Here is a 17,089-nt window from a genome sequence, read left to right as displayed (position 1 = left end):
GTTTCGAAATAAGAAACCCGGCACGAGGCCGGGTCCATTGTTTCCACGGGTAAGTATTAAAGAACTCATGCTGCGTGGCGAGCGGAGCCGATGACGGAAACGAGTTCATCGACGATCCGCTCGACCTGGCCGCGGTCGTCGCCTTCCGCCATCACGCGGATCAGCGGCTCGGTGCCGGAGGGGCGGATGAGCAGACGGCCGTTCTTCGAAAGCGCGGCTTCCGCATCCGCAATCGCCTGAAGCACAGCATTGTCCTCGAGCGGCTTGCCGGCGGAAACACGCACATTCTTCAAAACCTGCGGAACCGGCGTGAACTTGTGGCAGACCTCGCTGACAGGCTTGCCGAGCCGCTTGACGCTGGAGAGCACCTGAAGAGCGGCAACGAGACCATCGCCCGTCGTGCCGAAATCCGAGAGCACGATATGGCCCGACTGCTCGCCGCCGATGTTGAAGCCTTTCTCACGCATGTGTTCGACCACATAGCGGTCGCCGACCTTCGTGCGCTGGAGCGAAAGCTTGCGGCTCTGGAGGTAACGCTCCAGCCCGAGATTGGACATGACAGTGGCAACGATGCCGCCACCACGCAGGGTGCCTTCGGCCGCCCAGCTATCGGCAATCACGGCCATCAGCTGGTCGCCGTCGATGATGGTCCCCTTCTCGTCGACGATCAGGACGCGGTCCGCGTCGCCATCGAGCGCGATGCCGATGTCGGCCCGCACCTCGTGCACCTTCTTCGATAGCGCCGCCGGGCTGGTGGAGCCGCAATCCAGATTGATGTTCGTTCCGTTCGGCTCGGTGCCGATCGTCACCACGTCGGCGCCGAGCTCCCACAGGGCGGCCGGCGCGACCTTGTAGGCTGCACCGTTTGCGCAATCGATGGCGATGCGCAGGCCCTTCAGCGTGACATCGCGCGGCAGCGTGCGTTTGGCATGTTCGATATAACGGTCATGCACGCCATCGATGCGCTTCGCACGGCCGATCTCGTTGCTGCGGGCGAGCTGCATCGACAGGTCCTGATCGAGCAGATCCTCGATCTGGCTCTCGATATCATCCGACAGTTTGTAGCCATCGGGACCGAACAGCTTGATGCCGTTATCCTCGAAGGGATTGTGCGAGGCCGAGATCATAACGCCGATATCCGCGCGCAGAGACCGCGTCAGCATGGCGACGGCCGGCGTGGGGATGGGGCCGAGGACGAAGGCATCGACGCCGGCCGCCGTGAAACCCGCGACCATGGCGTTCTCAAGCATATAGCCGGAAAGACGGGTGTCCTTGCCGATGACAACCCGGTGGCGATGCGCGCCGCGGCGAAAGATGGTGCCGACGGCGATACCGACCCGCATGGCGAGATCGGGCGTCATCGGGAAAATGTTGGACTGCCCGCGAATGCCGTCGGTGCCGAAATATCTGCGCTTCATGATCGCTCCATCCTATCGTCCCGGCCGTCTTTTGCTGGCCGTCTGCCCTAACGCGAGGCCGGGCCGGACGCCCCTGTCTTCATCGCACGCACGGTGCTTCATCGTGCTTTTGCCACAGACAAGCGCAAAACGGCATCCTTGCGGCCATCAGAAATGATTACACGCCGTTACCTTCGTAAGATTACCGATATCGGCAGGAAACGCACCGATAACCACGCACGCAAAAGCGCCGTGGTGATGAAGGGCAAGGTCGGACGGGCGCTGGAAGCTGCCGCGTGGGGTAGATGGTGGAAGATGACATCTTCCAGCGCCTCGTTCGGTGGTTTTTCCCGCAGGCCGGCTGTCTTGCAGAGGCTTCCATCGGCTCGACCCGATGGCGCGTCCGGCAGTCGCGGCGCGACTTGCCGGGTTTCACAGGACGACCGCGGTTTCAACGGTCGCCGCCTCTTCAATGACATCGCCACGCCGAAGGCCCTTTCGAGGTCTACGACGGACAGCCCTTTCACGAGCCCGGATGGGAGGACATGCGTCGTTTCCTCACATCCGGCACCGGCCCCGCCTCGCCGAAACGCCTTCCGGTGTATCCGATAACGGGACGAGGCAAGTATGGCGGAGGGAAAAGGCGCGGGGAAAAGCAACAGTGGAAAAATCTGAGAAAATGGAATGATTTTGACGTGGCGCGACGGGTTCGGACGGCCGAAAAGGTTTCCTGCTGGTAAAACGTCGTGCTCGGGCTTGTACCAGGCATCTGCTAACGCCAATGAAATCAATGTGTTGCACATACTCTGGACAAGCCCGAGCATGACAAAGGATAGCGCTCAGGACGCCTCATGCAAAAAACCCTCCGGCATCAGCCGGAGGGTTCGATCGGTGCAAATTATCCCCGCCTTATTGCGGCTGCGGCTCGAGGCCACCTTCCGCCTCGCCCTTGGGCGTCGTGCCATCCTTCTTGGTGCCGGCCGAGGGAACGGCCGATCCGCGGTGCGGAGGCGAATCGTCACCCAGATCGCGAGCGGGCTTGTCGCCGCGGATCAGGGCCTTGATTTCGTCGCCAGTCAGCGTTTCGTACTCCAGCAGGCCTTCGGCCACCGCCACGAATTCGGAGTTCATGTCCGTGATGATGCGGCGCGCTTCGTCATAGGCTTCGTCGATCAGACGGCGAACCTCGTTGTCGATCTTCTGGGCCGTCGCTTCCGAAACGTTCTTCGACTGCGAGACGGAGTGCCCGAGGAAGACTTCCTGCTGGTTTTCACCGTAGGACACCTGACCGAGTTGGTCGGAGAAACCCCATTGCGTGACCATGGCGCGGGCAAGCTTCGTCGCCTGCTCGATATCGGACGACGCGCCGGACGTGATGTTCTCCTTGCCGAAGGTGATTTCCTCGGCAACGCGACCGCCCATCATGATGGCGAGGCGCGAGACCATCCACTTGTAGCTCATCGAATAGCGGTCGCCTTCCGGCAACTGCATGACCATGCCGAGCGCACGGCCGCGTGGAATGATGGTCGCCTTGTGCAGCGGATCGGCCGCGGGCACCTTCAACGCGACGATGGCATGGCCGGCTTCGTGGTAGGCCGTCAGCTTCTTTTCAGACTCGGTCATGGCGGAGTTGCGGCGTTCCGCACCCATCATGATCTTGTCCTTGGCGTCTTCGAACTCGGCCATGGTGACGACGCGCTTGTTGCGGCGTGCGGCCATCAGGGCGGATTCGTTGACGAGATTCATCAGATCGGCACCCGAGAAGCCGGGCGTGCCGCGGGCAAGAATCTTCAGGTCGACATTCGGCGCGAGCGGCACATTGCGGACGTGAACCTTGAGGATACGCTCGCGGCCGTTGATATCGGGATTGGGCACGACGACCTGGCGGTCGAAACGGCCCGGACGCAAAAGCGCGGGGTCGAGAACGTCGGGACGGTTGGTGGCAGCGATGAGAATGATGCCCTCGTTCGCCTCGAAGCCGTCCATTTCGACCAGAAGCTGGTTCAGCGTCTGCTCGCGTTCGTCATTACCGCCGCCGAGACCGGCACCGCGATGACGACCGACCGCGTCGATTTCATCGATGAAGATGATGCAGGGCGCGTTCTTCTTGGCCTGCTCGAACATGTCGCGGACACGGCTGGCGCCGACGCCGACGAACATTTCGACGAAATCCGAACCGGAGATCGTGAAGAAGGGCACATTGGCTTCGCCGGCAACGGAGCGGGCAAGAAGCGTCTTACCGGTGCCGGGAGGCCCGACGAGCAGCACGCCGCGCGGAATACGACCGCCGAGGCGCTGGAACTTCTGCGGATCGCGCAGGAATTCAACGATTTCCTCAAGGTCCTGCTTGGCTTCGTCGACGCCGGCAACGTCATCGAACGTGATGCGGCCATGCGCTTCGGTGAGAAGCTTCGCCTTCGACTTGCCGAAACCCATCGCGCCGCGCGATCCGCCCTGCATCTGCCGCATGAAGAACAGCCAGACGCCGAGGATAAGCAGCATGGGGAGAAGCGTGCCGATGAAGCTCAGGAAGCCATTGGAGCCATCCGTCTCGGGACGAACGGTGACCGTCACGTTCTTGGCTTCAAGCCGTTCCGTGAACGCCGTATCGATCGACGGGGCATAGGTCTGGAACGTCGCGCCGCTCTCGTTGTAGGTGCCGAGCACCTTGTTGCCTGTGATGACGACGTCCTTGACGCGGCTGCCATCGACATCCTTCAGGAACTGCGAAAACGGAACTTCCCGCGAGGCGCTACGCTCCGACGGCTGCTGAAACATGCTGAACAGCGCAATCAGCAAAAGAGCGATAATGGCCCAGAGGGCAAGATTACGAAAATTAGGGTTCATCGAACTCCCCGGAACCGGTGCTGGCACCCCGCGACCGGGGCCCATATTTCTTCGCTAACATAGGGTTCGCGACAGGCCTTGCCAAGGCAAACCGCCCTTTGCCCGATCATTTCATCGAGATATCGTCAACCGGACATGTCGGAAACGGTGCGCGGTTGAAGAGCGCAGCCATGCTTTGCGCAATCATCAGGTCGAAACGCGGCAAAAAGGTGTCGTATGGGGCGATGACAGGTGTGAGGGAAAACGTGTTCGGATCGGCCGTCGCGCCGTCGGGAAAGGAAACACCGGGGAATGCCTGCGCGATACGCCCGGCAACGCCTGAGGGAACGCCGCCCGCCATCAGCTTTCCGGCAAGATCACGATCCGCGCCCGCCAGAAGCGTTATGCCGGTTGCACCGTGATTCTCGATCCTGAAGCGGCCGTCCCAGATCAGCGCCTGCCCCGGTTCCACCGTTGTCGGTGGCGGAAGATTGCGACGCTCCCGATAGATGAACAGCCGCCCGCCGCGCTGCTCGAACACGCAGCCGCCGGCCGTGAATGCGCCCGGCATGCGCGTGACGAGGGCTTTACAGAGGCGGGCAGCCGTCTCCTGCCCCATGGCGTGCGGCTTGCCGGCAAGGGTCGTAGCGAGCACGGCAAGCAGCCTTTGCCCGTCGCTGTCCGCCACATCGAGATCCGCAAGTGCGATATCGGCTGCGGTGGCGGCGTGCAGGCGGACGTGATCCGTAAGAAGCCGCGATACAGCCGCATCGGCCTTTGCGCGGCGTAACGTTGCGTCGCGAGAGGCATCTCCGGCCTCCGGCCCTGCGATATCAGCACCCGCCTGACGAAAACGGACGCGTTCGAAGCGGGGATCGTCATTGCTCGGATCGTCGATCCAACCCTCACCGAGGGATGTGAGGTCATCGCGGATGGCTTGCCTGCGAACGCTCAGGAAGGGGCGGCAGATCCAGAGGGCACGGTCGAAGAGGACGGCATCCGCCATTCCGGCAAGGCCGATCGGGGGTGGCTCGCCGGCGGGACGAGCGTTTTGGCTGCGGGCAGCGCGCATGGCAACGGTCTCGACCTGATCGTCCCGGGAATGACCGGTGACGACCAGATCCGCCTCGAAACTCTGCGCTGCCTCCCGCAGGAGCCGGTAGCGGGCAAGGCGAGCCGAGGCCTGGAGAGCTGAGGGAACGCCGGAATGCGACCAGCGGGCGACCGTGTGAGGAATGCCGAGTGCCTTGCAGCGGCGCGAGACCGCATCGGCTTCCGCCGCCGAACCGGCGCGCAGCGCATGATCGACGGTGCAGGCCACGAGGCGGTGGGAGGCGCCGGACGTCGTCGAAGCGCGATGAAGCGCCAGCAGGAGGCCGACCGAATCGCTACCGCCGGAGACGGCGACGAGCACCGTGGACGGCCGGCGCAGGCGGGAGAGAAAGGCATGAGCGGCGGCGAGCGGTTCTCCGGACGCGCCGTCAGGACCCGGTTCTCTGGTCGCGCCTTCAGCGCTTGGCTTTCTGGTCGCGCCTTCAGCGCTCGGCCGGGCCGGCGACGGCGCCCGCATCAGCAGGACAGGCGGCTCTGCTCGGTCGTGACCTTGGCCTTTACGGCTGGCGAAGCCTTGGGATAACGCTTGCCGACTTCGCGGAGCGTCGCGCAGGCGGTTTCCTTATTGTCGAGCGCGGCCAGCGACATGCCGAGCTTCAGCAGCATTTCCGGCGCCTTGGGCGACTTGGAATAGGCCTGATGCGCATTCAGGAACGTCTTGGCGCTGTCGTTGAACTTGCCTTGGGAATATTGCGCTTCGCCCATCCAGAAGCTTGCATCTGCCGCCTTCTCGCCCTTGGGGAAGGCTTCGAGATAGTCGCGGAACTCGTTTTCCGCCTGACTGTAGTCGCCGGAGAGCACGTGACCATAGGCCGACTGATAGAGATCGCCGGGATTGTCGAGGCTCGCCGTCTGCTGCTCGGTCTCGGGCGTGGCGTTCAGGCCCGGCGCGGCGCGCGTCCCCGGATCGGTTGAGGCGACAGCGCCGAGATCCGGGTCGGGATCGGGGAGCCTGTCGGCATTGGCGCCAATCGGGTTGCCGGCGTCGTCGAGAATGATCTGGCCGAGCGTCGTCGGCAGACCGCCGGCAGAGGCACCGGGAACACCCGAGGCCGTCTCCGATCCCGTGCTTGCGCCGGGATCGGTAACGTTTGCAGACGGTGCCGTGCGACCGGTGGTCGCCATGGCCTCGCCGGAGGTGCGCGGGGTTTCGAGCGCCCCGCTCTTGCGCGGAGCCGCAGGCTTGGCGCCTTCGATGTCCTGGAAGCGCAGTTCGTTGTCTTCCTGGAACTTCCGGATCTGCTCCTGCATCTGCAGGAGCTGGAAGCTCATCTCCTCGATACGCCCGTTGAGGGAGCGGATCGTTTCCTCGAGCTGCCCGATGCGCCCGGCCTCGCTGGCCTGCACTTTCAGCACCGGCGCCTGTTGCGCAGGCTTCGTCTCATTGCGGTGGAACGCTTTGTCCAACCAGCCGGAAAGCGGCATGGCAGTCACGGGCTGGCTCAGCGACCCGAAGGCGCCAAGACCGATCATGGCTGCCACGACAATGTTCTTCATGTCATGTGTCCCGTTCGATACCGATCATGTCGCAGGCCGAAGCGAAGGAGTCCCGCCTCTACCGCACTGCAACCGCCGCACAGTTTTCCAATTGCCTGCAAAAAGCAACGGAGTTCGGTCAAAGTGTGACGAAAAAGAAAGGCGGCCCCTGCGGACCGCCTTCTGCATTTCGAAACCTGTCGTCGAAAGATCGGAGCGACGGGCCGAGCGCCCGCCAAGCCCGATCGGTCGAGACTTACATGTTGCCGCCGCCGAGAACGGTGACCGAGCGGCGGTTCTGCGACCAGCAGGAAATGTCGTCGCAAACGGCGACCGGCTTTTCCTTGCCGTAGGAGATGGTGCGCATGCGGCCGGCGGGAACGCCCTGGCTCGCGAGGAACTCCTTGGCAGCGGCAGCGCGGCGGGCGCCGAGCGCGAGGTTGTATTCGCGTGTGCCGCGTTCGTCGGCATGGCCTTCGACGGTGATCTGGTAGTTGGGGTACTTGGCGAGCCACTGTGCCTGACGCGACAGCGTTGCCTGCGCATCGGCGCGGATGGACGAGCTGTCCGTGTCGAAGAAGATGCGGTCGCCGACGTTGACCGTGAAGTCCTGCTGCGAACCCGGCGTTGCAGAGCCGGCTCCAAGGCCGAGGCCGGCGGCGTCGTTCGGCATGTTGTTTTTCTTGGAGGCGCAGCCAGCAATGGCCAGCGACATGAACAGGGCGATCGCGACAGGGTTGCGCGCGAGGGACTGAAGGCGGCCTGCGGCCGGGACGTGAATGCGGCTCATGAGCCGGTCTCCTTGGGTAAGCGAAGGTCGGGGGGTAAACAATATCAGGGTTGCCGAACTGTAAGCGGAAGCGGTTAATCTTCATGCAACGCAGATGGTTAAAACTCTCTCAACGCGCGACCATCAACCGGTCGTAATCAGGATTTTGCGGCGAGAAAGCGGCATTCTGCCACGATTCCCGCCGCAATCACGAGGTCGGGCTATTCCAGAAGCGGAGACCAGGCCGGATCCGACGCGAAGCCCTGCGTGGCAACACGCTGCTCGTTATAGCCCGTAAGATCGATGGAATAGAGCTGCGGGCCACCGGCACCGCTGTCCTGGCGGAAGAACATCAGCACGCGGCCGTTCGGCGCCCAGGTGGGGCCTTCATTGTGGAAGCCGGATGTCAGGATGCGCTCGCCAGAACCGTCCGGCTTCATCACGCCGATGGAGAACTTCCCGCCCGACTGCTTGGTGAAGGCGATGAGGTCGCCGCGCGGAGACCAGACCGGCGTGGAATAGGAACCGTCGCCGAACGAGATGCGCGTCTGCCCGGAACCGTCCGCGCCCATGACGTAGAGCTGCTGGCGACCGCCGCGGTCGCTTTCGAACACGATGCGCGCGCCGTCCGGCGAATAGGATGGCGACGTGTCGATGGCCGCCGTCGAGGTCAGGCGCGTCGTGGTGCGCGAGCGCAGGTCCATCGTATAGATATTCGCATTGCCTTCCTGCTGAAGGCTCATGATGACGCGCTGGCCATCCGGCGAGAAGCGCGGCGCGAAGGTCATGCCGGGGAAGTTGCCGACCACCTCGCGCTGCCCGGTTTCCAGTTGCAGCAGGTAGACCCGCGGCTCCTGGCCCTCGAACGACATATAGGTGATCTCCTGGCGGCTCGGCGAGAAGCGCGGCGTCAGCACGATATCGTTGGAATTGGTGATGGCGCGCGCATTGGCGCCGTCCTGGTCCATGATGGCGAGCTGGCGCTTGCGGGCCGTCTTCGGGCCGCTTTCGGCGACATAGACGACACGCGTATCGAAGTAGCCCTCTTCGCCGGTGATTTCCTTGTAGATCGCATCGGCGATGATGTGGGCGAGACGCCGCCAGTTTTCCGGCTGCGTGAAGTATTGCTGGCCGGTGATCTGGTTCTGCGCGGTCGCATCCCACAGGCGGAACTGGGCCTTCAGGCGACCATCGGCCTCCTGCGTGACGCGGCCGGTGACCAGCGCCTGAACGTTCAGCACACGCCAGTCTTCAAAGCGCGGCGGGGCATCCGGGTTGGTGACCTTCTCGATGAAGGCCTTGCGGTCGACCGGCGCGAACAGGCCCGAGCGCTTCAGGTCGGCGGCCACGACGTCCGAGATCTTCTGCCCCATCTCCCCTTGCAGGAAGTCGGTGATGGCGATCGGCAGCGGCTCGACATTGCCCCGGTTGATGTTGATCTCGACGCGCGCTTGCGCAGGCACGGTCGCAGCAGCGACCAGACCCGTCAGCGCGACGAAGAGCCGGAAAAAGGTGCGTCTAAGCATGGTTACGGAGCCTCTCAGCAGTCCATTCGGTATGGTGACGTCCGTCGCGCGAGGCGATGGCCGGAGTGATGTGTTTCAGTGAGCCAGCGGTCAAAGCAGCATGTCCGACGGATCGAAGTGGATGACGACTTCCTGCCAGGAATCGTATTTCTCTGGCGGCAGCTTGAAGGGCGCCGAGCGACGGACCGCGCGCGTCGCGCTGCCGATCATGGCGCGCTGCGAGGTCGCCGTTCCCCCGGTCGCCTCGACCTCGGGCTGACCGACGATCTCGCCCTGGGGATCGAGCTGGATCGTAACCGTGATCACCATGCCCTGAAGATCCGCCATGCCGGGAATGATCGACCAGTTTTTCTGGATCATGCCCTTCAGCGCGTCCATCTCGCTCATCGACAGCGTGTTTCCGGTCGTGGTCTTCTTGCCGCCGAGAGCCGCCTTGTCCTGCGAACGCTTGGCGCCGCCGCCGGAGGATTCCGTCTTGTTGAGGAGGGCTGCCACCTCGTCGGCATTGAAGTCGCTTTCCTTCTGGGAGGACGTCTTCTTCTGCTCCTTGGGGGCAGCGTCCGTCTTCCGGTCTGGCGTCTTGGCGGTCTGGGCGGCCGCGGTCTCCTCGACCTTCGGACGCGCGGTCGGGGCCGGCACGTTCTGCGGCAGGGCCGCGGCATCCGGGGCCTCTGCCGGCGTCGGCTCGGCCGGTGTCGGGGTCGGTTCCGGCTTCGGCTCGGCCTTCGCTTCCGGCTCCGGCTTCGGATCGGGCTTCGGATCGGGCTTGGGGTCCGGCTTCACCTCTTCCTTGGGCGCCGGCAGGGCGGCGACTTCGGTTGCGGGTTCGGCGGGTGGCTTTTCGGACGGCTTGACCTCTTCCTTCACCGGATCGGGGGACGGCGGCGCGTCTTCCGACTTCGGCGGCGCGGCGGAGGCCTGGTTCTCGATCGGCTTGGAAACCGGCTTCGGCGGCGTCTTCATATCGACGTCGTTATCGCCGGCATTTTCGGCCTCGGGCAGTGTCTGGGGCTTTTCGGAGGGCTTGGGCGCAGATTTCTCGGCCATGGGTGCCTTGAGGTCGCCCTGCTGGATTTGGCTCATCTCGCTGATGATCTCCACCGGCACGGACTCGACCGGCGCGACCTCGAGAGGCTTCGGACTGCCGAGCGAAACCAGTGCCCAGGTGAGCACCAGTCCGTGAAGTACAGCGGAGGTTGCGATGCTGCCCTTCATGTCAAAGGCTCACTTGTCCGTTTCCTGAAGGGTCACGAGACCCAGGTTCTTGAAGCCGGCGGACGAGATGCGGGCCATGACCTTCATGACCGTTCCGTAGTCCGCATTGGTGTCGCCGCGCACATAGATGCGCTCCTCGTAGCCGGTCTTGGCAATGGCCTCGAGCTTCGGCACGACCTCTTCAATGGTGATCGGGCTTTCCTGCAGGAAGATCTCGCCGGCCGGATTGACCGAGATCGTGATCGGCTGCGTATCGGAATTCAGCGCCTTCGCCTGCGTTTCCGGCAGGTCGATCGGCACGCCGACGGTCATCATCGGTGCGGCCACCATGAAGATGATGAGAAGCACCAGCATGACGTCCACGAACGGGGTCACGTTGATTTCGCTCATGACGGCCTTGCCGCCGCGTCCGCGACCACGCCCGCCGCGTCTGCCGCCCGAGCCTTTGGATCCGCCCACTGCCATACCCATCGTTAAGGTCTCCGTCAGTGTTCTTTATTGCGCCGCCTGGCGCGGCTGCAGCTTTTCGTCGATCTGGCGCGACAGGATCGCGGAGAACTCGTCGGCAAAGCCTTCCATGCGGGAATTGATCTTGCCCGCATCCGCCGTGAACTTGTTGTAGGCGATAACCGCGGGGATAGCGGCGAGCAGGCCGATGGCGGTGGCCAGCAGCGCTTCCGCGATACCCGGCGCCACGACGGCGAGATTGGTGGACTTCGAACCGGCGATGGCCTGGAACGAGGTCATGATGCCGATGACGGTTCCGAAAAGGCCGACGAACGGCCCGGCCGAACCGATGGTGGCAAGCGAACCGAGCCGCGCTTCCAGCGCTTCGGACTCGCGAGACAGCGTCACGTCCATGGCGCGGTCTATCCGCATCTGGAGGCCGATGGGCGAACGTGCGCCACGCTCGAAGCTCTTCTTCCATTCGCGCATGGCCGAGACGAAGATCGCCCCCATGCCGGAGGTCTGGCGGTCGGAAAGGGTGCGGTAAAGCTCTTCCAGCGACTGGCCCGACCAGAACACCTGCTCGAAACTATCGAGCTGGCGACGGACGCGGGCATAGCGAATGGTCTTGTCGACCACGATGGCCCAGGTCCAGACCGACGCGGCCATGAGCCCGAGCATGACCAGCTTCACGACGAAACCGGCCTCCATGAAAAGAGACCACAACGTCACGTCCGTGGTCACAGCGGCCAATCCAGCCTGTTCCATGCTATCAAATCCCCGAATCCGGACGCCCGGCAAGAGCCATCACATGCTCGACGCCAGGTCGCTCAAACGTCATTGTTTTCAAGTTCGCCCCGGCAGCCCGCCGCCGATCGCACACGTGCAATCCAAGCTTCGAGCAAACCTTTCCCGCGTAATCTTGGTCAAAGGATGACGTGCACTGCACAAAATCCCGTGGGTCGATAAGACATCATTATGGTTAAGGGAGTGTTACCGACGGCGTATCCGTAAGCCGATACCGTGCGAATGTACGATCATCGCTCCGGATAGCGGTGCGTCAGATATCGGCGCCGAGAGAGCGGAAGAGCGACCGGTACCGGTCGGCGGCATTGTCCCAGGAGAAGTCCCGCGCGCGGACGAGACCATCCGCCGCCAGCCGTGACCGCAATCCATCGTCGCGCATGAGCGATACGATGCCATCCGCGATCGCGGTGTCGGACGTGGGATCGACCAGCATGGCGGCATTGCCCGCGATCTCGCCCGTCGCCGTTGCCGCGGCCGTCAGAACCGGCGTGTTGCAGGCCATGGCCTCGATGATCGGCAGGCCGAAGCCTTCGTAAAGCGAGGGAAACAGGAAGGCTTCGGCACCGGCCATCAACGGGCCCATATGCACCTCATCGACATAGCCGATCATCTTCGTGCGTGGCACGTCGGGAATGGACGCGACATCGCCGAAGACATGGGCGCGCCCGAGATTGCCGGAGACGACGAGCGTGATCTCTTGCTGAAGCGCGCGCTGCGCGATGGCCCAGGCGCGCAGCGTCGCGGCCAGGTTCTTGCGCCGGTCGGCGGTCGCCTGCAGCAGCAGGTAGCGTGCGGGCAGGTCGAGCGCGGCACGGGTGGCTGCTATTTCATGGGCAAGATACGGGCGGAAATGGCTGCTGACGCCATTCGGGATGACGTCGATCCGGCTCGCGTCAATGCCGAGCGTGGTCGCGATGCGCTGGCGGGAAAACTCCGACACCGTAACGACGCGCGCCACACGCTTGACCAGCACCGGCAGCAGCGCCTTGTAAAACGCCGTGAACGATCGGGAGAAGAATTCGGGTACATCCAGAAAGGCGACATCGTGGAGGGTGACGACCTGATCCGCCTTGGCGATGGGCCCGGTGGCCGATGGCGACCAGAGGAGGTGGCCGCGCGCCCGGACCGGCAGTGCGAACTGCTCCCAGGCGTGCGCCTTCATGCCGCCGAGGGGCCGATCCGGCACGATTTCGGTCATCGGCCCCAGCCGCGTGGCGATTTCGGCGGCAACCCGCTGCTGGCCACCCATCGCAAACTTCGTAACCCGGGCATTGACGGCTATCTTCATGGACATCCCCTATCGCTCGTTCTCTACCACCGGGGGATGAAGCTTCGGTTAGCGACGCGCCGGGGCGAACGGAAACGGAGCTGTCTCAGGCGAGAAACCTGTTCGCCAGAGCGTCCGGCAGGCGTCGTGGACGGCCGGCCGCGTTGATGACGGCGATGATGACCTTTGCAGAGATGAGCAGGCGCTCGTCGCAGAGGATCTGCTGTTGCAGCACCATTTTCGCACCGCCCGCTTTCTCCGTTACGGTGCGGATGGTGAGGATATCGTCCATGCGCGCCGGCAGGCGAAAGTCGATCTCCATGCGGTGGACCACGAAGACGAGCCCCTCGGCATCGGCCGTCAGAAGCGCCCGCTGCTCGACGCCGAGGCAGCGCAGATAGTCCGTGCGGCCACGCTCGAGGAAATGCAGGTAGCGGGCGTGATAGACGAGGCCGGAGAAATCGGTGTCTTCGTAATAGACCCGCTGGTGGAGCAGATGCCCCTCCTCGCCCAGCGTACCCGCAATCGAATAATCCACGTCCTGCCGCCTCTTATGCCCATCCTCATGCTCGCAAGGCCGTTGTGGCGCAAAGAGGCGATCGCGACAAGCATTGAACAACTGTCATAATTTCTAATTACAGCGGTGAAGGCGCAAAATTCGTTCGGAAGGCGGGCAACCGCCAATCGACTTTTCTTCAGGAGGCGACGTCATGAAGATTGCAGTGATGGGCGGAGACGGTTTCATCGGCTGGCCGACGGCCTTGCACTTGTCCGAGGCGGGCCACGACGTCCATATTCTCGACAATCTCTCGCGCCGATGGATCGACACGGAGCTCGGTGTGCAGTCCCTGACCCCCATGGACTCGATCCAGGAGCGCACGCGCATCTGGCATGCCGAGACGGGGCGCCGCATCCACTTCAACCTGATCGACCTCGGTCGCGACTACGAGCTTCTCAAGAACTGGCTGGCCGAGCATTGCCCGGACGCCGTCATCCACTTTGCCGAACAGCGTGCAGCGCCCTATTCGATGAAGAGCGACCGGCACAAGAACTACACGGTCAACAACAACGTCTCGGCAACGCACAACCTGCTCAACGCGCTGGTGGAGTTGAACCTCGATGCGCATCTGGTGCATCTGGGCACCATGGGCGTCTACGGTTATTCGACGGTGGGCGCCGCGATCCCCGAGGGATATCTGCCCGTCGGCATCACCACCGAGAGCGGGGAGACGGTGAGCCAGGACATTCTTTACCCGGCTAATCCAGGCTCGATCTATCATATGACCAAGTGCCTCGATCAGTTGCTGTTCCAGTTCTACGCCAAGAACGACGCGCTGCGCATCACCGACCTGCATCAGGGCATCGTCTGGGGCACGCACACCGAGCAGACCCGGCGCCATGAGCAGCTGGTCAACCGCTTCGACTATGACGGCGACTACGGCACGGTGCTGAACCGCTTCCTCATCCAGGCCGCCATCGGCTACCCTCTGACGGTGCATGGCACCGGCGGGCAGACCCGCGCCTTCATTCACATTCAGGACTCCGTGCGCTGCATCGAGCTTGCCCTGAAGAACCCGCCGCAACGCGGATCGCGTGTCGAGATCTTCAACCAGATGACGGAGACGCACCGGGTGCGCGATCTCGCCCGGATGATCGGTGACATAACCGGTGCCGAGATCGCCTGGCTGCCCAACCCGCGCAAGGAAGCGCCGGAGAACGAGCTTGTGGTGAAGAACGACAAGTTTCTCGACCTGGGTCTCGCCCCGACGAAGCTCAAGGACGGCCTGCTGTCGGAGATCGTCGATGTGGCCAGGAAATACGCCTATCGCGTCGATCGCAGCCGCGTTCCCGCCGTCTCCGCCTGGACGAAAGACATCGCGGCAAAGATCGTTCACGATCCGGAAGGGCGCCGGCTGAAATCGGTGTCATGAGCGGGAAAACCGCTCACGCCTATGTGACACTGGTGACCAATGCGGATTACGCGATGGGCGCGAAAGCGCTCTGCCGCTCGATCCGCAGGACGGGCACACAGGCCGATATCGTCGTTTTCCATACGCCGGCGGTTGACAGGGATGCGCTCGCGCCACTGGCCACGTTCGATGTGCGGCTGATCGAAACCGATCTGCTGCCATTATCGGATATGTTCAACGAGCGGCACGCGCGGCGCAACGTCCATGCTGCGGCGCCCTTCACCAAGGGGCGCAAGCCGGCCTTCCATTCGCCGCTCGACAACTTTTGCAAACTGCGGCTCTGGCAGTTGACGGAATACGAGCGTTGCATCTTCATCGACGCCGATGCTCTGGTTCTGAGGAACATCGACCGGCTTTTCGCCTATCCGGAATTCTCGGCCGCGCCCAACGTCTATGAAAGCCTTGCTGATTTCCACCGGCTGAACTCCGGCGTCTTCGTGGCCAGACCCTCTGACGAGACGTTCCGGGCGATGTTGCAAAGGCTGGATATGCCGGATGCGTTCTGGCCCCGTACCGACCAGAGTTTTCTGCAGACCTTCTTTCCGGACTGGCATGGACTGCCGGTGACGATGAACATGCTGCAATATGTGTGGTTCGCGCTGCCGGCCCTGTGGGACTGGCCGTCGATCGGCGTGTTGCACTACCAGTATGAAAAGCCGTGGGAGACGGACCATCCGAAGGCGGAGGCGCTGAAACCGCTGATCGACCTCTGGCATGCCTTCCACGAGGGCACCGGCATTCCCGATATCGCGAGCCTTTCCGGGCCCTCCTCCAGCGAACAGGCCGGCTGATGCGGGTTCTGGTCTCGGGCGCAACGGGCATTGTCGGCCGCTTCGTGGTCGAGCATCTGCTGGCACATGGCCATGAGGTCGTGGCCGGTGTCAGGTCGGCAAGGCCGACCCTGCCCTTCTCGCGTCATGTCGAGGCCACGTTCCTGTCCCTCGATCCTGATGCGACCCCGCCGGATTTCGACGGATGCGATGCTCTGGTCCATGCCGCCTTCCAGCATGTGCCCGGCCGATATCGCGGTGGCGAGGGCAACGATCCCGAGGGCTTCCGGCGCGCCAACCTTCATGGCTCTGTGCGCCTGTTCGAAGCGGCGAAACAGGCTGGCGTCAGGCGCTGCATCTTCCTGTCCAGCCGCGCCGTCTATGGTCGCCAGCCGGATGGCGTTCTTCTTGCCGAGGACATGAAGCCTGCACCCGAAAGTCTCTATGGTGCCGTCAAATGGGAAGCGGAACAGGCTCTCGGCGGGCTGAATGCGGATGATTTCGTGACGGCAAGCCTCCGCCCGACGGGTGTTTACGGCCTCCTCCCCGATCTGCCGCATAAATGGGAAGTGCTCGAGCAGGACTACCTTTCCGGCCGGCCGGTCGAGGATCGCGTCGGCACGGAGATCCACGGCGACGATCTGGCAGCTGCCGTCCTTCTTCTTCTCAAGACCGATACAACGCTTGTCAGCGGCAGGGCCTTCAACGCTTCCGACCTCCTGACGAGCCACCACGACGTCCTCTCGGAACTTCAGCAGGTCACTGGCTGCACTCACCCTCTGCCCAGACCGTTGGACAAAAGCCTCTTCCACCAGATGGACACGTCCCGTCTGCGCTCGCTCGGCTGGCATCCCGGCGGAACCGACCGCTTCCGCGCCGACATCGCAGCGCTTGCGGAACGCCTCATGGCCAAGCCGTGAGAAGCCCGACCGGCGACACTACAAACTGATCACGACTTGCTACTCACTTTTTCTCCTTCCCCAGCGTCTCCTTCTGCTTCTCCGCCCAATCCCGTCCGGCGTCTCCACCCCAGAGCAGCCAGGCGATGTAGCCGGGAGAGGGATCGCTATCGTCGCCGAAATTCCTGGCGCGCTTGTCGACCTTGTGGCGGGAAAAATAGCTCGACATCCGCTTGATCGTATCGGGAGACAGGTTGGCGCGGTTCTTGAGGTCGCGGGCGCGCGCGACACCGATCTGCGTGCCGCCCCGCTTGAACGTTTGACGAAGCTCGAGGCCTTTTTCCGCCGCCTTGGCGACCGCTTCCGGGGGAAAATGATCGCCGGCCATCAGCTTGCACTCAGTTCCGAATGGCTTTTCAGCACATGCGCGCCGTCGTCCTGGCTGATGAGGTAGGCCGGCTCGTCTGTCGAGGCCTTGCGCTTGATCTTGTGACCCTTGATGGTGCGCTCGACATCCTCGGTGAAGCTTTCGTCCACCTTTCCTTCCGCCGTGCCCTGCCCCCATTTCCACGACACCGTGGTGCCCTTCGTAAATTTCTTCATCGCT

Annotated in this window: 16 protein-coding genes; 3 read left to right on the top strand and 13 right to left on the bottom strand. The window is 63.2% G+C overall.

The annotated features are described in order from the left end of the window. Positions 1-65: 65 nt before the first annotated feature. From glmM to ybgC, 11 genes are all read right to left on the bottom strand, one after another. A complete protein-coding gene (glmM, locus tag BSG19_RS17585; protein WP_092989322.1) occupies positions 66-1,418 on the bottom strand; it encodes a phosphoglucosamine mutase in 1,353 nt (450 codons plus the stop codon). An 888-nt stretch (positions 1,419-2,306) separates the two neighbouring features. Further along, positions 2,307-4,244, bottom strand: coding sequence for an ATP-dependent zinc metalloprotease FtsH (gene ftsH / locus BSG19_RS17580; protein ID WP_092989321.1), 1,938 nt, complete (start codon positions 4,242-4,244; stop codon positions 2,307-2,309). 106 nt (positions 4,245-4,350) lie between these two features. Then, entirely contained in the window at positions 4,351-5,793 is a 1,443-nt protein-coding gene (gene tilS / locus BSG19_RS17575; protein WP_092989320.1) for a tRNA lysidine(34) synthetase TilS, read from the bottom strand. Then, positions 5,793-6,833 carry a tol-pal system protein YbgF gene (gene ybgF / locus BSG19_RS17570; RefSeq protein ID WP_092989319.1) on the bottom strand — a complete coding sequence of 347 codons (1,041 nt, stop codon included), beginning with the start codon at positions 6,831-6,833 and terminating at the stop codon, positions 5,793-5,795. Before ybgF ends, tilS begins: the two co-directional genes overlap by 1 nt. Positions 6,834-7,068: 235 nt before the next feature. Further along, positions 7,069-7,602 carry a peptidoglycan-associated lipoprotein Pal gene (gene pal, locus BSG19_RS17565; protein WP_092930235.1) on the bottom strand — a complete coding sequence of 178 codons (534 nt, stop codon included), beginning with the start codon at positions 7,600-7,602 and terminating at the stop codon, positions 7,069-7,071. 200 nt (positions 7,603-7,802) lie between these two features. Beyond that, entirely contained in the window at positions 7,803-9,107 is a 1,305-nt protein-coding gene (gene tolB, locus BSG19_RS17560) for a Tol-Pal system beta propeller repeat protein TolB (protein ID WP_092989318.1), read from the bottom strand. 90 nt (positions 9,108-9,197) lie between these two features. Beyond that, complete coding sequence (locus tag BSG19_RS17555) at positions 9,198-10,322, bottom strand: cell envelope integrity protein TolA (protein WP_092989317.1); 1,125 nt, start codon at positions 10,320-10,322, stop codon at positions 9,198-9,200. Positions 10,323-10,331: 9 nt separating this feature from the next. Then, a complete protein-coding gene (tolR, locus tag BSG19_RS17550) occupies positions 10,332-10,793 on the bottom strand; it encodes a protein TolR (RefSeq protein ID WP_092930245.1) in 462 nt (153 codons plus the stop codon). Positions 10,794-10,817: 24 nt separating this feature from the next. Beyond that, a complete protein-coding gene (gene tolQ / locus BSG19_RS17545) occupies positions 10,818-11,537 on the bottom strand; it encodes a protein TolQ (RefSeq protein ID WP_062475077.1) in 720 nt (239 codons plus the stop codon). A gap of 292 nt (positions 11,538-11,829) precedes the next feature. Further along, entirely contained in the window at positions 11,830-12,864 is a 1,035-nt protein-coding gene (locus BSG19_RS17540; protein ID WP_170866025.1) for a glycosyltransferase family 4 protein, read from the bottom strand. Between the two features lie 85 nt (positions 12,865-12,949). Continuing rightward, the gene (gene ybgC, locus BSG19_RS17535) at positions 12,950-13,381 is read right to left on the bottom strand and encodes a tol-pal system-associated acyl-CoA thioesterase (RefSeq protein ID WP_092989315.1); all 432 of its coding nucleotides are present in this window, start codon (positions 13,379-13,381) and stop codon (positions 12,950-12,952) included. 172 nt (positions 13,382-13,553) lie between these two features. Between ybgC and BSG19_RS17530 the strand changes: the two genes are divergently transcribed. The 3 genes from BSG19_RS17530 to BSG19_RS17520 are packed head-to-tail and all read left to right on the top strand — an operon-like array spanning position 13,554 to position 16,503. Continuing rightward, positions 13,554-14,774 (top strand): NAD-dependent epimerase/dehydratase family protein, encoded by a 1,221-nt coding sequence (locus BSG19_RS17530; protein ID WP_092989314.1) that lies wholly within the window; start codon positions 13,554-13,556, stop codon positions 14,772-14,774. Beyond that, a complete protein-coding gene (locus tag BSG19_RS17525; RefSeq protein ID WP_092989313.1) occupies positions 14,771-15,604 on the top strand; it encodes a glycosyltransferase in 834 nt (277 codons plus the stop codon). The genes BSG19_RS17530 and BSG19_RS17525 overlap by 4 nt, the downstream gene beginning before the upstream one ends. Continuing rightward, on the top strand, positions 15,604-16,503 hold the full coding sequence (locus BSG19_RS17520) for an NAD-dependent epimerase/dehydratase family protein (protein WP_092989312.1): 900 nt from the start codon (positions 15,604-15,606) through the stop codon (positions 16,501-16,503). The genes BSG19_RS17525 and BSG19_RS17520 overlap by 1 nt, the downstream gene beginning before the upstream one ends. A gap of 43 nt (positions 16,504-16,546) precedes the next feature. Here BSG19_RS17520 and BSG19_RS17515 read toward each other — a convergent pair whose 3' ends face one another. Beyond that, on the bottom strand, positions 16,547-16,870 hold the full coding sequence (locus BSG19_RS17515) for a hypothetical protein (protein ID WP_092989311.1): 324 nt from the start codon (positions 16,868-16,870) through the stop codon (positions 16,547-16,549). Continuing rightward, the gene (locus BSG19_RS17510; RefSeq protein WP_062475096.1) at positions 16,870-17,085 is read right to left on the bottom strand and encodes a hypervirulence associated TUDOR domain-containing protein; all 216 of its coding nucleotides are present in this window, start codon (positions 17,083-17,085) and stop codon (positions 16,870-16,872) included. Before BSG19_RS17510 ends, BSG19_RS17515 begins: the two co-directional genes overlap by 1 nt. Positions 17,086-17,089 lie beyond the last annotated feature (4 nt).

It is taken from the genome of Rhizobium sp. NFR03 (assembly GCF_900111275.1).
GTDB lineage: Bacteria > Pseudomonadota > Alphaproteobacteria > Rhizobiales > Rhizobiaceae > Ferranicluibacter.
The sequence above is the reverse complement of the archived record's forward strand: the minus strand, read 5'-3'. Positions and strand labels throughout refer to the sequence as shown.

What these genes read in the sequence shown, in the direction of transcription:
- ftsH (WP_092989321.1), bottom strand. Translation starts at nt 4,244, where the DNA reads ATGAACCCTAATTTTCGTAATCTTGCCCTCTGGGCCATTATCGCTCTT.
- tolQ (WP_062475077.1), bottom strand. Translation starts at nt 11,537, where the DNA reads ATGGAACAGGCTGGATTGGCCGCTGTGACCACGGACGTGACGTTGTGG.
- pal (WP_092930235.1), bottom strand. Translation starts at nt 7,602, where the DNA reads ATGAGCCGCATTCACGTCCCGGCCGCAGGCCGCCTTCAGTCCCTCGCG.
- BSG19_RS17540 (WP_170866025.1), bottom strand. Translation starts at nt 12,864, where the DNA reads ATGAAGATAGCCGTCAATGCCCGGGTTACGAAGTTTGCGATGGGTGGC.
- BSG19_RS17520 (WP_092989312.1), top strand. Translation starts at nt 15,604, where the DNA reads ATGCGGGTTCTGGTCTCGGGCGCAACGGGCATTGTCGGCCGCTTCGTG.
- BSG19_RS17525 (WP_092989313.1), top strand. Translation starts at nt 14,771, where the DNA reads ATGAGCGGGAAAACCGCTCACGCCTATGTGACACTGGTGACCAATGCG.
- tilS (WP_092989320.1), bottom strand. Translation starts at nt 5,793, where the DNA reads ATGCGGGCGCCGTCGCCGGCCCGGCCGAGCGCTGAAGGCGCGACCAGA.
- BSG19_RS17530 (WP_092989314.1), top strand. Translation starts at nt 13,554, where the DNA reads ATGAAGATTGCAGTGATGGGCGGAGACGGTTTCATCGGCTGGCCGACG.
- ybgF (WP_092989319.1), bottom strand. Translation starts at nt 6,833, where the DNA reads ATGAAGAACATTGTCGTGGCAGCCATGATCGGTCTTGGCGCCTTCGGG.
- tolR (WP_092930245.1), bottom strand. Translation starts at nt 10,793, where the DNA reads ATGGGTATGGCAGTGGGCGGATCCAAAGGCTCGGGCGGCAGACGCGGC.
- glmM (WP_092989322.1), bottom strand. Translation starts at nt 1,418, where the DNA reads ATGAAGCGCAGATATTTCGGCACCGACGGCATTCGCGGGCAGTCCAAC.
- BSG19_RS17510 (WP_062475096.1), bottom strand. Translation starts at nt 17,085, where the DNA reads ATGAAGAAATTTACGAAGGGCACCACGGTGTCGTGGAAATGGGGGCAG.
- BSG19_RS17515 (WP_092989311.1), bottom strand. Translation starts at nt 16,870, where the DNA reads ATGGCCGGCGATCATTTTCCCCCGGAAGCGGTCGCCAAGGCGGCGGAA.
- BSG19_RS17555 (WP_092989317.1), bottom strand. Translation starts at nt 10,322, where the DNA reads ATGAAGGGCAGCATCGCAACCTCCGCTGTACTTCACGGACTGGTGCTC.
- tolB (WP_092989318.1), bottom strand. Translation starts at nt 9,107, where the DNA reads ATGCTTAGACGCACCTTTTTCCGGCTCTTCGTCGCGCTGACGGGTCTG.